This is a genomic window from Streptomyces sp. NBC_00250 (assembly GCF_036192275.1).
Lineage (GTDB): Bacteria > Actinomycetota > Actinomycetes > Streptomycetales > Streptomycetaceae > Streptomyces.
Genome location: NZ_CP108088.1, coordinates 3,619,075 through 3,633,542, shown reverse-complemented (window position 1 = coordinate 3,633,542; position 14,468 = coordinate 3,619,075). Strand labels below are relative to the sequence as shown.

Annotated in this window: 11 protein-coding genes; 8 read left to right on the top strand and 3 right to left on the bottom strand. The window is 71.9% G+C overall.

Translation table 11 applies throughout. The annotated features are described in order from the left end of the window. Window positions 1-27: 27 nt before the first annotated feature. The 3 genes from OG259_RS16120 to deoC are packed head-to-tail and all read right to left on the bottom strand — an operon-like array spanning window position 28 to window position 3,315. Complete coding sequence (locus OG259_RS16120; RefSeq protein ID WP_328942913.1) at window positions 28-921, bottom strand: aldehyde dehydrogenase family protein; 894 nt, start codon at window positions 919-921, stop codon at window positions 28-30. Further along, entirely contained in the window at window positions 914-2,350 is a 1,437-nt protein-coding gene (locus OG259_RS16115; protein WP_328942912.1) for an aldehyde dehydrogenase family protein, read from the bottom strand. The genes OG259_RS16120 and OG259_RS16115 overlap by 8 nt, the downstream gene beginning before the upstream one ends. A gap of 5 nt (window positions 2,351-2,355) precedes the next feature. Continuing rightward, window positions 2,356-3,315 (bottom strand): deoxyribose-phosphate aldolase, encoded by a 960-nt coding sequence (gene deoC / locus OG259_RS16110; protein ID WP_328942911.1) that lies wholly within the window; start codon window positions 3,313-3,315, stop codon window positions 2,356-2,358. A 277-nt stretch (window positions 3,316-3,592) separates the two neighbouring features. Here deoC and OG259_RS16105 point away from each other — a divergent pair, with 277 nt between their 5' ends. The 8 genes from OG259_RS16105 to OG259_RS16070 all read left to right on the top strand — a co-directional run bounded on the left by OG259_RS16105 (window position 3,593) and on the right by OG259_RS16070 (window position 14,359). Continuing rightward, window positions 3,593-5,221: a hypothetical protein gene (locus OG259_RS16105; RefSeq protein ID WP_328942910.1), complete on the top strand. Its 1,629-nt coding sequence runs from the start codon at window positions 3,593-3,595 to the stop codon at window positions 5,219-5,221. A gap of 229 nt (window positions 5,222-5,450) precedes the next feature. After that, window positions 5,451-6,101: a class F sortase gene (locus OG259_RS16100; RefSeq protein ID WP_328942909.1), complete on the top strand. Its 651-nt coding sequence runs from the start codon at window positions 5,451-5,453 to the stop codon at window positions 6,099-6,101. Between the two features lie 33 nt (window positions 6,102-6,134). Continuing rightward, entirely contained in the window at window positions 6,135-6,836 is a 702-nt protein-coding gene (locus OG259_RS16095; protein WP_328942908.1) for a PH domain-containing protein, read from the top strand. A gap of 272 nt (window positions 6,837-7,108) precedes the next feature. Then, entirely contained in the window at window positions 7,109-7,480 is a 372-nt protein-coding gene (locus tag OG259_RS16090; protein ID WP_328942907.1) for a DUF1508 domain-containing protein, read from the top strand. 78 nt (window positions 7,481-7,558) lie between these two features. Further along, on the top strand, window positions 7,559-8,599 hold the full coding sequence (gene pstC / locus OG259_RS16085) for a phosphate ABC transporter permease subunit PstC (RefSeq protein WP_328942906.1): 1,041 nt from the start codon (window positions 7,559-7,561) through the stop codon (window positions 8,597-8,599). A gap of 32 nt (window positions 8,600-8,631) precedes the next feature. After that, window positions 8,632-9,942, top strand: coding sequence for a phosphate ABC transporter permease PstA (pstA, locus tag OG259_RS16080; RefSeq protein ID WP_328942905.1), 1,311 nt, complete (start codon window positions 8,632-8,634; stop codon window positions 9,940-9,942). Then, window positions 9,939-11,789 carry a phosphate ABC transporter substrate-binding protein PstS gene (gene pstS, locus OG259_RS16075; protein ID WP_328942904.1) on the top strand — a complete coding sequence of 617 codons (1,851 nt, stop codon included), beginning with the start codon at window positions 9,939-9,941 and terminating at the stop codon, window positions 11,787-11,789. The genes pstA and pstS overlap by 4 nt, the downstream gene beginning before the upstream one ends. Then, window positions 11,786-14,359, top strand: coding sequence for a hypothetical protein (locus OG259_RS16070; RefSeq protein WP_328942903.1), 2,574 nt, complete (start codon window positions 11,786-11,788; stop codon window positions 14,357-14,359). The genes pstS and OG259_RS16070 overlap by 4 nt, the downstream gene beginning before the upstream one ends. The last annotated feature ends 109 nt before the right edge of the window (window positions 14,360-14,468 follow it).

The window sequence follows — 14,468 nt, the reverse complement described above, 5'->3', positions numbered from 1 at the left end:
GATCACCCGGGGGCCCTTCTCGCCGAACTAGTACGAGGAGCCGCTCGCGCCCAGCGAACCCGTCGGGTGCCAGACCGTCTTCGTCTCCAGGAAGGCGGTCATGCGGTCCGTGCCCGGGGACTCGGCGAAGTCCTCGGTACGCGGGCGCAGGACGCGCTTCAGGTTGTCCGCCGCCGCGATCTCCAGGTCGCGGGCGAGGTCGCCCTCGGTCGCGCCCGTCAGGTCGATCGCGTTGACGTCCTGGTGGGCCGCCAGGTGCGGGCCCATCTCCGAGGCCTTGCCGGAGAGGATGTTGACGACGCCGCCGGGAAGGTCGGAGGTGGCCAGGACCTCGCCGAGGGAGAGCGCCGGGAGCGGGTACTTCTCGCTCGCGACGACGACGGCGGTGTTGCCCGTCGCGATCACCGGGGCGATCACCGAGACCAGGCCGAGGAAGGACGAGTCCTGGGGCGCGATGACGGTGACGACACCGGTCGGCTCGGGGCTCGACAGGTTGAAGTACGGGCCCGCGACCGGGTTCGCGCCGCCCACGACCTGGGCGATCTTGTCCGTCCAGCCCGCGTACCAGACCCAGCGGTCGATCGCCGCGTCGACGACGACGGCCGCCTTCGACTTGGACAGGCCCTCCGCCTCGGCGACCTCCCGGACGAACTGGTCCCGGCGGCCCTCCAGCATCTCGGCGACGCGGTAGAGGATCTGGCCGCGGTTGTACGCGGTGGCGCCGGCCCAGCCGCCGAAGGCCTTGCGGGCCGCGACGACCGCGTCACGGGCGTCCTTGCGGGAGGACAGGGGGGCGTTCGCCAGCCACTTGCCCTTGGAGTCCGTCACCTCGTACACCCGGCCGCTCTCGGAGCGGGGGAACTTGCCCCCGACGTACAGCTTGTAGGTCTTGAAGACGCCAAGACGGGTCACGTCAGACATCGAGGTAGGCCTCCAGACCGTGACGGCCGCCCTCGCGGCCGAAGCCCGACTCCTTGTATCCGCCGAACGGCGAGGTCGGGTCGAACTTGTTGAACGTGTTGGCCCAGACGACGCCGGCGCGGAGCTTGGCGGCGACCGCCAGGATGCGGGAGCCCTTCTCCGACCAGATGCCGGCGGACAGGCCGTACTGGCTGTTGTTGGCCTTCGCGACGGCCTCGTCGGGCGTACGGAAGGTCAGCACCGACAGGACCGGGCCGAAGATCTCGTCGCGGGCGACCGTGTGCGCCTGCGTGACGTTCGTGAAGAGCGTCGGGGCGAACCAGTAACCGGCCTCGGGGATGTCACAGGCGGCGGTCCAGCGCTCGGCGCCCTCCGCCTCGCCCTGCTCCACCAGCGAGGTGATCCGCGCCAGCTGCTCCGAGGAGTTGATGGCGCCGATGTCGGTGTTCTTGTCCAGCGGGTCGCCGAGACGCAGCGACGAGAGGCGGCGCTTCAGGCTGTCGAGCAGCTCGTCCTGGATCGACTCCTGGACGAGGAGGCGCGAGCCCGCGCAGCAGACCTGGCCCTGGTTGAAGAAGATGCCGTTGACGATGCCCTCGACGGCCTGGTCGATGGGGGCGTCGTCGAAGACGATGTTCGCGCCCTTGCCGCCCAGCTCCAGGGTGACCTTCTTGTCGGTGCCGGCGATCGACCGCGCGATGGCCTTGCCGACGGCGGTCGAACCGGTGAAGGCGACCTTGTTCACGTCCGGGTGCGCGACGAGCGCGGCGCCCGTCTCCCCGTACCCGGGAAGGATGTTGACGACGCCCTTCGGCAGCCCGGCCTGGCGGCAGATGTCCGCGAAGAACAGGGCGGTCAGGGGGGTCGTCTCGGCCGGCTTCAGGACGACCGTGTTGCCGGTCGCGAGGGCCGGGGCGATCTTCCACGCCAGCATGAGCAGCGGGAAGTTCCACGGGATGACCTGACCGGCCACGCCCAGCGGCTTCGGGTTCGCCCCGTAGCCCGCGTGGTCGAGCTTGTCGGCCCAGCCCGCGTAGTAGAAGAAGTGCGCGGCGACCAGCGGGAGGTCCGCGTCGCGGGTCTCCTTGATCGGCTTGCCGTTGTCCAGGGTCTCCAGGACGGCCAGCTCACGGCTGCGCTCCTGGATGATCCGGGCGATGCGGAAGAGGTACTTGGCGCGCTCGGAGCCGGGCAGCGCCGACCACTTCTCGAAGGCCTTGCGGGCCGCCTTCACCGCGCGGTCGACGTCCTCGGTGCCCGCCTGGGCGATCTCGGAGAGGACCTCCTCGGAGGACGGCGAGACGGTCTTGAAGACCTTGCCGTCGGCGGCCTCGACGAACTCGCCGTCGATGAACAGGCCGTAGTTGGGGGCGATGTCGACGACGGACCGGGACTCGGGCGCCGGTGCGTACTCGAATGCAGATGCCATGTTGATCAGTCCACCGTCACGTAATCGGGGCCGGAGTAACGGCCGGTCGCCAGCTTCTGGCGCTGCATCAGCAGGTCGTTGAGCAGGCTGGAAGCGCCGAAGCGGAACCAGTGGTTGTCCAGCCAGTCCTCGCCCACGGTCTCGTTGACGAGAACCAGGAACTTGATGGCTTCCTTGGTGTTGCGGATGCCGCCGGCCGGCTTCACACCGATCTGGACGCCGGTCTGCGCGCGGAAGTCGCGCACCGCCTCCAGCATGAGCAGGGTGTTGGCCGGGGTGGCGTTGACCGCGACCTTGCCGGTCGAGGTCTTGATGAAGTCCGCGCCGGCCATCATGCCGAGCCAGGAGGCACGGCGGATGTTGTCGTACGTGGACAGCTCGCCGGTCTCGAAGATCACCTTGAGGCGGGCGCGGTCACCGCACTCCGCCTTGATCGCGGCGATCTGCTCGAAGACCTTCAGGTAGTGACCGGAGAGGAAAGCGCCACGGTCGATGACCATGTCGATCTCGTCGGCGCCCGCGGCGATCGCGTCCGCCGTGTCGGCGAGCTTCACGGGGAGCGCGGCGCGGCCGGCCGGGAAGGCGGTCGCGACCGAGGCGACCTTGACGCCGGAGCCCGCGAGGGTGGCCTTGGCGGTGGCCACCATGTCGGGATAGACGCAGACGGCGGCGGTCGTCGGGGTCGTGCGGTCGGTCGGATCGGGACGGACGGCCTTGGCGGCGAGCGCCCGGACCTTGCCCGGGGTGTCCGCGCCTTCGAGCGTCGTCAGGTCGATCATGGAAATGGCCAGGTCGATGGCGTACGCCTTGGACGTGGTCTTGATCGAGCGGGTGCCGAGGGACGCGGCGCGCGCCTCCAGGCCGACGGCGTCGACGCCGGGCAGCCCGTGGAGGAAGCGGCGCAGCGCACCGTCGGACGCGGTCACGTCGGCGAATGCGGATGCTGCGGATGCAGTGGTGGGCATGGTCACCAGTCGAGCATATCTACGCGCGTAGCGACCTGTACAGGGGACCGGCTTCGCAGAGCCCGAGGTCACAGGCGGCGGTCGGCGTGGTGACCGTCGTCCGACCGGGGCCGTGACTCCTGTCACGGCCCCGTGACATGGAGCGGACGAGTCCTGAATACAAGATCAATAGATTTTCCTTCAGCAGCCGGCCAGACCTCGCCGAACCCCCCGAACGGACTGAGAAAAAGCGGCATGCGACTCACTCATCCACCTGCCTGATTTCACAGGAGTCGTTATGCGCACCGCCCTCCGCACCGCCATCACCACCGCCCTCGTCGCGGGCGTCGCGATCACCGCCCCGGCGCTCACCGCCGGTGCCGCTTTCGCTGCCGGTGCGACCCCGGCGCCGAAGGCCGCCGCGCCCGCCGCCGCGGAGGACGCCCCGGTCCGCACCGTCCAGCTGGCGGGTGGGCTGTCGGCCAAGGTGTACGCCAAGGGCGACCAGCACCCGTACTACACCGCCACCATCGTGCGGGACGGCCAGGTGCTCGGTGAGCTGAAGGCGGGCGGCGGCTACGCCCAGAAGGACACCAAGACCATCGTCGGGTACGCGGTGACCCTGGACTCCGAGGGCAAGGTGACCGCCGTCGCCGTCGACGCCGCGAACGGAACCCTCCTCCGCACCGTCCAGCTGGCAGGTGGGCTGTCGGCCAAGGTGTACGCCAAGGGCGACCAGCACCCGTACTACACCGCGACGGTCATCAAGGGCGGCCGGACGCTCGGTGAGCTGAAGGCCGGCGCCGGCTACGGCGGGAAGGACACCGCGGTCTTCGCCGGATACTCGGTGACCCTGAACTCCGACGGCGAGGTGACCGCGACCGCGGTCGACACCCCGCAGGGCACCCTCGTCCGCACCGAGACCCTCATGACCGGAACCGTCGCCAAGATCTACAAGGTCAATGCCCTGCACCACCGCGCCGAGCTCTTCCGCCAGGGTCACCCGGTGGGCGTCCTCCAGGCGAACACCCGCTCCGTCGCCGGGCAGGACAACGGCGAGTTCCTCGTCCTGAACCCGGACGGCACCCTCCACAACTGGATCGGCAACACCGCCCCCGGCGTCCCCGGCATCTACCGGCTCGCCGACGGCACCGTCGTGGAGCTCGGCAGGAAGGACGGTGTCTTCGGCCTCCAGGAGATCGACCCCGCCACCGACAAGGGCCGCGGCTACATCTACAACCACGGCGGCAGCAAGGTCTACTCCTTCGGCAAGGCCGTCGTCGTCCTGGAGCAGGGCGGCTCGTTCTCCGCCTACGTCCCCGGCTCGTCGAAGCAGGCGGCCCCGCAGCCGTACGGCATGGGCGGCGGCGGCCAGGGCGAGTCCACCCCGGTCGTCACCGAGCTCGGCCCCTGCACGGTCAGCACGTCCGTCAGCATCGGCGCGGGCACCAAGGCCGAGCTGTTCATGACCCGGCAGGGCCCGCTGGCCGAGTTCAGCGCCGCCGACGACAACGGTAAGGACCGGGTCTTCGCGATGGTCGACCGGGCGCACCCCTCGCTGCCGAAGAGCGTCGGCTTCATCGGCCGGATCGTCGCCCCGAACAGCACCACGCCGTCGCTGTACACCAAGGTCGAGGGCGGCACCGCCAAGGGCGCCACGCACGCCTTCCCGAAGCTGCCGAAGGGCTGCACCGCGGAGACGGTCCCGGGCGACACCGCGAACGGCGCGACCGGGACGGGGACCGGCACCACCACCCACGCGGGGCAGACCTCCGTCATCCCGAAGGGCGGCGTCGCCGCCGGTGCCGAGCTCGGCACCGCGGGCGACGACACCGCGCTGCTCGCGGCCGGTGCCGGGGCCTCGTTCGCCGCCGCCGGTCTGGGCTTCGTCGTCCTGCGCCGCCGGTCCGCCGCCGCGCGCGTCTGACCCGCATCACCCGCATCACCCGCATCACCCGCATCACCCGCATTGCCCGTACCTCGCTCCACCCGCATTCCCCGCCCCTTGACCCGAGCGGGAGCACACCCCACCCCCGGCCGGTCGCCGCGTCCCGCGCGGCGACCGGCCGGACCCCGTCCGCCGCCTGCCCCTGCCCCCTGCCGCCTGCCCCCTGCCGCCTGCCCTCTGCCGTCCGCCCTCTGCCCGGAGCCCGCCCGTGAACCGCCGCCGTCACCCCGCCCGTACCGCCCCCGTCCTCCTCCTGGCGGGCCTGGCCGTCCTCGCCGCGCTCACCGGCTGCTCCGCGGGGGGCGAGCAGCAGCCCGTCACCCCGCCTGCCCGGATCTCCGGGGCCACCGCCGCCCCCGCACCCACCGCGGCGCCCGTGAAGCCGCTCGCCCGCTCCCTGCCCGTCCGCGTCCAGGTCCCCGCCGCCGGGGTCGACACCGGGCCCACCGGGCCCGTCCTGGGGCTCGGGCTCGCCGCCGACGGCACCGTCGAGGTGCCCTCGGTCGCGGACGCCGACCGCATCGGCTGGTACGACAAGGGCGTCACGCCCGGGCAGACCGGCCCCGCCGTCCTCATCGGGCACTTCGACACCGCCCGCGGCCCCGCCGTACTGAAGAACGTCTCCAAGGTCCGGGTCGGCGACGAGATCACCGTGACCCGGGCCGACGGCACCACCGCGGTCTTCCGGGTCAGGGAACTGGAGCAGGTCGACAAGGACACCTTCCCGACGGCCAAGGTGTACGGCGACACGAAGCGCCCCGAGCTGCGCCTCATCACCTGCGGCGGCGAGCTGGTCGACGGCCACCGCCCCGACAACATCATTCTGTACGCGGATCTCGTGGCCACGCGGGCCGCCTGAGCCCCCAGTGCCCGGCTGAGGCAGAATCGGCCCATGACGACCCCCGAGCCGACCCCCGAGCCCAGCCACGAGCCGAGCCGCGAGTCGACCCCCGAGCAGCCGTCCGCAGGGCAGAAGTCCGCGGGGCCGCAGTCCCCCGACCGTGTCTTCCGGTCGCCGCTCGGGATCGCGAGCGGGGTGTTCCTGTTGATCCTCGCGGCCCTGTTCGCCGGTGACGTGATGTTCCGCGGCGAGGGCCGGTCGCCCTGGCTCGCGCTCGCGGGTCTCGTCCTCGCCGTGCCGCTGATCGTCGCGTTCACGATCCGGCCCGCCGTGTACGCCAACGACGACCGGCTCCGGATCCGCAACCCGTTCCGGTCGATCACGCTGCCCTGGGCGACGGTCGCCGACGTACGTGCCGGCTACTCCAGCGAGGTCTTCACCCAGGACGGCGCCAAGTACCAGCTGTGGGCCATCCCCGTCTCGCTGCGCCAGCGCAAGAAGGCCTCCCGTAAGGCCGCCCGCGCCTCCCAGGACGACCCGCACGGCCGTACCTCGGTGAGCGCCAACGTCCGGGACAGTGCCTCCCGGACCGCGCCCACCGACCAGACGGTCGCCGACCTGCGCGAGCTGGCCGAGCGCCGCGCCGGGACCCCGGGTGCGCAGGGCGAGGCGCGGGTGCGCTGGGCGTACGAGATCGTCGGCCCCGCGGTCGCCGGGCTGCTGCTCGTGGTGATCCTGCTGGCGACGGGCTGACCCGACAGGACGAGGGGGTGTCTTGCCGATCAGGCAGGACACCCCCTCGGCACGTCACGAGCCCCCTGCGCCACGGGCCTCTTCGCGTCACACGCCTCTTCGCGCCCCGTGCCTCTTCGCGTCACGCCGGCGCGTTCCCGGCGGGTCGTCCCCGGTGCCGGTGTCCTAGGGGCAACCTCCTGGTGAAGCGTGCAACCCGCAAATGGTTTAGCGCCCAACTGTCACCCCCGTCTCAATAGATTGCGCTTGCCGAGACTGTGGGGGTGGGGGCGATGACCAAGGACACCGGTGTGTCCGGGACGCGTTGTCTGGTCGACATGGGGGCCGACGGACGCTACGGATGGCGACTCGTCGCACAGAACGGGAGGGTCGTCGCGCGGTCGGGGGGCTGCTACGACGACCACGCCGGGTGCCGGGCGGCCTTCGCGGCCCTGTGCACCGGGTACGCCGACATGGCCGGCGGGGTGCAGCACACCGCCGGGGGCAACGGCTGGGTGTGGCTCCTGAGGGACGCCGAGGGCCGCACCGCCGCGCTCTCCGGACGCTCCTACGAGCGCCACTCCACCTGTCGCACCGCCTATGCGCGGTTCCGGGCACTGATCGCCACCGAGGGGCCGAGATGGGCCTCAACAGCCTTACGGTGAACGGAAGTTGCCCCGCGCACGCCCCTCGTTCACGTCGCGGGGCGGGCCTGGCCACCGGGCGGGACTTACGTCCTTCCCGTGACGACCGAGACCCTTGACCCGCCGCCCGGCCCGCCGCCCGGCAGACCGGCCGACCCGCCGCCCGACACGCCGCGACGGCTCCACGCCGACCCCGGCCTTCCCGACCGGGTCTTCCGTGCCGTCGCCCGCACCGGCGGCGGCATCGTCCTCGCGGTCATGCTCCTCGTCGGCGGCTTCCTGCTCCTGCGCGCCTGGCAGGCCCTCGACCGCGCCGGATTCTCCTTCCTCACCACCGAGAGCTGGGAGCCCGACTCCGGACGCTTCGGGATCGCGGCCGTCCTCCTCGGCACCGTCCTCATCGCCCTCGTCGCGATCGTCGTGGCCGTGCCGCTGGCCACCGGGGCGGCGCTCTACATCGCCGAGTACGCCCCGCCCCGGCTGCGCCGCACCCTCATCTCCACCGTCGACCTGATGGCCGCCGTGCCCTCGGTCGTCTACGGACTGTGGGGCGTCTTCTGGCTGGAGGAGTCGATCCTCCCCATCGCCCGCTGGATCGCCACGTACCTCGGCTGGATCCCGTTCCTGCGCGTCGACGGCGCCGACCCCGACGATCCGCTGGCCCCGCCCACCGTCTACACCTCGTCCACCTTCGTCGCCGGTCTCGTCGTCGCCATGATGGTCGCGCCGATCATCTGCTCGATCATGCGCGAGGTCTTCTCCCAGGCCCCCGCCGGCGAACGCGAGGGCGCGTACGCGCTCGGCGCCACCCGCTGGGGCATGATCCGCAGCGTCGTCCTCCCCTTCGGCAAGGGCGGCATGATCGGCGGCACCATGCTCGGCCTCGGCCGCGCCCTCGGCGAGACCATCGCCGTCTACATGGTCATCTCGCAGGTCTTCACCATCCAGTGGCACGTCCTGCAGACCGGCACCAGCTCGGTGTCCTCCCTCATCGCCCTGCGCTACGGCGAGGCCACGCCCTTCGGCATGTCCGCCCTGATGGCGGCCGGCTTCGCCCTCTTCGTCATGACCCTGATCGTCAACTTCGCCGCCTCGTCCATCGTCGCCCGCAGCCGCTCCGGCGCCACGAGCGACGCCTAGCCCGTGCGCTCCTCAAGGGGGACCCGAACCCGATGACCATCGCCCCGGAGCGGCCGAAGCTGCGACCGCCCGCCGAGCGGGCCCCGCAGCCCCCCGGACCCGAACGCCGCCGCACCACCGGCACCACGCGCGCCTCCGACGTGTACGCGCTGCTCGGCGCCGCCGCGGCCTCGATCGCCCTCACCTGGCTCCTCTTCGCCCGCCTGCTGCCCTTCAGCGGCGCCGTCGGCTTCGTGATCGTCGCGTACGTCCTCTTCCTCGGGCTCTACGCGCTGCTCGTCTCCTTCGACGAGGACGGGCCCGCCGTACGGGACCGGATCGCCGGCGTCGTCGTCCGCAGCTTCGGGCTGCTGCTCCTCGCCGTCCTCGTCTTCGTCGTCGCCTTCACGCTCTGGGAGGGCCGCGCGGCCCTCGTCCACCTCAACTTCTTCACCGAGGACATGAGCCTGGCGGGCCCCCTCGAACCGCTCGACGTCGGCGGCATCCTGCACGCCGTCGTCGGCACCCTCGAACAGGTCGGCATCGCGCTCGCGCTCACCGTGCCCACCGGCATCGTCTGCGCCGTCTTCCTCAACGAGGTGCCCGGACCCTTCGCCCGCCTGGTCCGCACCGTCGTCGAGGCCATGACCGCGCTGCCCTCGATCGTCGCGGGACTCTTCATCTACGCGACCGTCATCCTGGCCCTGGGCACCGAGCGCTCCGGGCTCGCCGCCTCGCTCGCCCTCTCCGTGATGATGCTCCCGATCATCATCCGCGCCTCCGACGTCGTCATCCGGCTCGTCCCCGGCACGCTGCGGGAGGCCTCGTACGCCATGGGGTCCTCCCGCTGGCGCACGGTCTGGCACGTCGTCCTGCCGACCGCCCGCTCGGGGCTGACCACGGCCGTGATCCTCGGCACCGCGCGCGGGGTGGGGGAGACCTCGCCCGTGCTGCTGACCGCCGGGTTCACCGCCGAGCTGAACGCCCTGCCGACCTCCGGCGCGCAGGTCTCCCTGCCGCTCGCCACCTTCGAACTCGTCAAGTCGCCCGAACCGAACATGATCGCCCGCGGCTTCGGCACCGCCGCCGTCCTCATGCTGCTCGTCCTGCTCCTCTTCGTCCTCGCGCGGATCGCGGGCGGGCGCGGACCGGGGCAGCTGACGAAGCGCCAGGAGCGGCGGCGCGCCCTCGCCTCCCGGCAGGACGCGGCCCGGTGGGTCTCCACCCCTCGGGGGGCTCCCGGCCCCGGGGCCGGGAACGTCCCGTCCCCGGCCGCCTCCGCGACCGCCGCGCCCACCCCCGGCCCGGCAGGGTCCGCCGCCGCGCCCGCCGACCGATCCGTACCTCCGAGGAGTACGCCGTGAGATCCGCCGCCCCGCTCGCCCGCACCGCCCTGGGGCTCGCCGCCGCCCTGTGCGCGGTGCTCGCCCTGCTCGTCCATCCGCCGGCCGCGCAGGCCGCCGGGTACACCAAGATCACCGGCTCCGGCTCCACCTGGAGCTCCAACGCCGTCGAGCAGTGGCGCCGCAACATCGGCGCCAACGTCGGCCTCACGGTCAACTTCAACGCCAACGGCTCCTCGCAGGGCCGCGAGCAGTTCAAGAACGGCACCGTCGACTTCGCCGTCTCCGAGATCCCGTACGGCCTCAACGACGGCGGCGCCACCGACGTACCGCCGCGCCGCGGCTACGCGTACATGCCGATCGTCGCCGGTGGCACCGCCTTCATGTACAACCTGCGGATCGGCGGCCGCCAGGTCACCAACCTGCGGCTCTCCGGCCCCGTCCTCGCGAAGATCTTCACCGGCCGGCTGACCATGTGGAACGCGCCCGAGATCAAGGCCGACAACCCCGGCCTCACCCTCCCCGCCCGCCGCATCGTCCCCGTCGTGCGCTCCGACGGCTCCGGCACGACCGCCCAGTTCACCACCTGGCTCGCCAAGGAGAACGGCTCCGTCTGGGACGACTACTGCCGGCGCGCCGGCCGTTCCACCCCCTGCGGAATGACCTCGTACTTCCCCGTCGTGCCCGGCACCACCACCGTCGCCAAGTCCGGCTCGCTCGGGGTCTCCGCGCACGTCCGCCAGCCGCAGGGCGAGGGCGCCATCACCTACGTCGAGTACTCGTACGCGATCAACGCCCACTTCCCGGTCGTCAAGGTGCTCAACTCCTCCGGCTACTACGTCGAGCCGACCGCCCAGGCCGTCGCCGTCGCCCTGCTCAAGGCCCGGATCAACTCCGACCGGAACTCGACGAACTACCTGACCCAGATCCTCGACGACGTCTACCGCTCCGGGGACCAGCGCAGCTACCCGCTCTCCAGCTACAGCTACATGGTCGTCCCCACCTCGGACACCGCCCCGCACACCACCGAGAAGGGCCGCTCGCTCGGTACCTTCGCCCGCTACTTCCTCTGCGAGGGCCAGCAGCAGGCCGAGGAACTCGGCTACTCGCCGCTCCCGAGGAACCTCGTCCAGGCCGGCTTCGACCAGGTCCGCCGGGTACCCGGCGCGCCGACCGGCGCGGTCGACCTGTCCGACTGCCGCAACCCCACGTTCTCGGCCGACGGCACGAACACCCTCGCCAAGAACGCCCCGCGGCCGAAGCCCTGCGACAAGCGCGGTCCGACGCAGTGCGGTGACGGCACGGGCGGCGCCAAGGGCACGAACACGCAGGTGAACAACGGCGGTTCGACCGGCGGCGGCTCCGCCACGGGCGGCTCGACCGGCGGGAACGGAACCGGGAACGGCTCCGGCTCCTCGAACGGCGGCTCCGGCGGATCCGGCACCAACGGATCCAACGGCTCGGGCGGCAACGGCGGTTCGGCCAGTGGTGGCACCGGCGGCGCCACCGGCTCCGGCACCGGCTCCGGCACCGGGGGTTCCGCGACCGGCGGTACGGGCGGCGGCACGGGCTCCGGAGGCGGATCCGCCTCCGGCGGCGCCACGGGCGGCGGAGCCGTCGACCCCGACACCGGCGAGATCCTCGCCGGGGACGGCGGCGGTACGGGCGGAGGCACCGGCACCGGCCAGGACTCCGGCGGCAACCAGATCGTCGGCACCCCGGTCACCCTCGCCGCCGACACGGGCGGCGGCCTGCGCGGGATCCTCATGGCCCTCTCCGCCTTCCTGCTCCTCGCCACCGTCATCGCCCCGCCACTCGTCGGCCGCGCCCTCGCGGCCCGCGCCGAACGCCAGGGAGGGGGACGGTGAAACCGACGCTCACCAGAAGGGCCGGACTCGGGGCGCTGCTCGCCGCCGTTCTGCTCGCCCTCGTTCCGCTGCCGCAGGACAGTCCGGCGGTGGCGGCGACCGACCCGTCGCAGAGCTCGGCGCTGACGAAACGAGGGACCAAGGGGCCCCACGACGACTTCTCGAAGCTGGAGGTGACCGTCCACCAGACGAAGAACCTCCGCGGACAGGGAGTGCGCGTCACGTGGAAGGGCGGGAAGCAGACGTACAGCAAGAAGACCGACTTCCTCCAGATCATGCAGTGCTGGGGGGACGACCCGGCGGGACCAAAGCGGGAGCAGTGCCAGTTCGGCGCCGCGCCCGCCGCTCTCGACTTCGGGCAGTTCGTCCTGCAGCGGGTGATCGCCGTCGGCACGGACCCGCGGGAGACGGAGTACGACGAGCCGATTCCGGCTCCGGGTCTGCCGGGGCAGACGACCTCTCCGTTCGTGCCCTTCACCCCGGTCTCGGGCCCTCCGACGAAGACGTCCACCGACTGGACCTACTTCAGCAACAACGACACCAACGAGGAGTCCTTCGCCGTCACCCAGCCGGACGGGACGGGCGAGGTGGGATTCAACCTGCAGTCCACCCGGGAGGCTCCGCACCTCGGGTGCGGCGATCCGGTCGGTACCGGTGCGGACGCCCGAGGCCGAAGGTGCTGGCTCGTCGTGGTGCCCCGCGGCTCCCGTGACCCGGACGGGACCGCGAACAACGGAAGTCTGCAGTCCTCGCCGCTCTCCACCACCAACTGGAACCAGCGCATCACCTTCCCCCTCGACTTCCTGCCCGTCGGCGACCCCTGCCCCACGGACAAGGCCGAGCGTCGCATGACCGGCTCCGAGCTGGTCACGGAAGCCGTCACCTCCTGGCAGGCGGCCCTGTGCGCGGGCGGCTCCACCCGCTTCACCTTCTCCCAGCGGGGCGAGGAGCTGGCCCGGTCGAGTCTGCTCGCCCCGACCTCCACCTCGCCCGGTCTCGGCTTCACCGTCGAGCCCGTGGAAGGCGGGGAGAAGGCGGGCTTCGTCCACGCACCCGTGGCCGTCAGCGCGCTGACCGTCGGGTTCTTCTGGGAGGCCGACAGGATCGGGCTCGTGAAGGACCTGCGGCTGAACCCACGGCTGCTGGCGAAGCTGCTCACGCTGTCCTACCCCTACGACGTCCGGGTGAACACGTGGGGCATGGAGCCCCTGGCGCATCTGAAGGGCAATCCGGTCTCGATCGTCCGGGACCCGGAGTTCCTGAAGCTGAATCCGCAATTCGAGGAGTTCCGGCCGGCGGAGCTGAGCTATCCCGGCGGAATTCTCCTTTCCGCCGATCGGGCGGACACCGCGAAAGTCGTCTGGGACTATCTGCGGAGCAACGCCGACGCGCGTTCCTTCCTCGACGGGAAGCCGGACCCGTGGGGAATGAAGATGAACCCCCACTACAAGAGTCTGGGAATCAGCACGTCCAGTCTCTACGAGTTCCCGAAGGCAGATCCCACGGAGACGGAACTCCTGCTGTCGGGGAAGTCCATCAGGTACGGGGTGATCGACCGCTCGCCGTACGCCGGCGACTTCCACGACGCCGCCCGGTCGACACGGAGGGGCACCAACAACACCAAGTACGAGGTCGCCGAGGACACCGCCACGGGGGGACTCAAGCTCACCGGCCCCCTGGTCCTGCCGGGCAGCCGACGCGCCTACGGCATCATCGACTCCTCCTCGGCAACCCGCTATCAGCTCCAGACCGCGGCCCTGGCGAACGCCGACGGCACCTACGTCCGGCCCACCACCCGGGCCATGCTCAAGGCGGTCGAACAGTTCAAGGACTCCTCCGTCCCGGGGGTCCTCGTCCCCGACCCGGCTCGCGCGACGAAGGACGCCTACCCGTTGACGGTGGTGACCTACGCCGCCGCCTCCACCGGCCTTCCGGCGGACGCCCGCAAGGACTACGCGCGCGTGCTGCGGTACGCGGCCGGACCCGGGCAGAAGCAGGGCACCGCCCCCGGTGAACTGCCCCTCGGCTACGCCCCGATGCCCGCGAAGCTGAAGGCCCAGGCCGCCGCGGCGGCCGACCGCCTGGAGCGCGGCACGCCGACCGGACCGGGCGCCACCACCGGCGGCACGGCCGGCGGTGACGGCGGCGCGACCGGAGGCCCGAACTCCGGCGGCGGCCAGGGAACGAACGGCACGACGGGCTCCACGGGCACAGGCTCCGGCGGCTCGGGCTCGGGCTCGGCTTCCGGTTCCGGCAGCGGGTCCGCGAGCGGGTCCACCGGCGGCGGTACGGACACGGGCGCGGCCGCCGGGTCGCCGTCCTCCGCCGCGCCGCCGCCGGCCTCCGGCGCGGGCGGGAACGGCTCCGGGGGCGCACCGGGGGAGCGGCTCGCCGACACCGGCAGCACGCCCTCCCAGGTGCTCGGCGTCATTCGCTGGGTCCTTCTCGCGGTCCTGGTCGTCGGCGGCGTCGCCGGTATCGCGGGACCCGCGGTCCTGGCCGCCGCCGGCCGCCGTCGAATTCCCTCGGATTCACCTAGGACAGGAATTCGTAACCTGAAGAGCGGCTGACCGTGGTGGCCGCCCGTGCCACCGGTGAGGAATTGTTGTTCCCGGCCGGTCGACGGACCGGCCGGTTGAAGAATCCGGATTTTGCTTGTGCGTCCATTCCATGACATCC

Coding starts and splice junctions, on each gene's coding strand:
- OG259_RS16095 (WP_328942908.1), top strand. CDS start 6,135: ATGACGACCCCCGAGCCGACCCCCGAGCCCAGCCACGAGCCGAGCCGC.
- OG259_RS16115 (WP_328942912.1), bottom strand. CDS start 2,350: ATGGCATCTGCATTCGAGTACGCACCGGCGCCCGAGTCCCGGTCCGTC.
- pstA (WP_328942905.1), top strand. CDS start 8,632: ATGACCATCGCCCCGGAGCGGCCGAAGCTGCGACCGCCCGCCGAGCGG.
- OG259_RS16105 (WP_328942910.1), top strand. CDS start 3,593: ATGCGCACCGCCCTCCGCACCGCCATCACCACCGCCCTCGTCGCGGGC.
- OG259_RS16090 (WP_328942907.1), top strand. CDS start 7,109: ATGACCAAGGACACCGGTGTGTCCGGGACGCGTTGTCTGGTCGACATG.
- deoC (WP_328942911.1), bottom strand. CDS start 3,315: ATGCCCACCACTGCATCCGCAGCATCCGCATTCGCCGACGTGACCGCG.
- OG259_RS16120 (WP_328942913.1), bottom strand. CDS start 921: ATGTCTGACGTGACCCGTCTTGGCGTCTTCAAGACCTACAAGCTGTAC.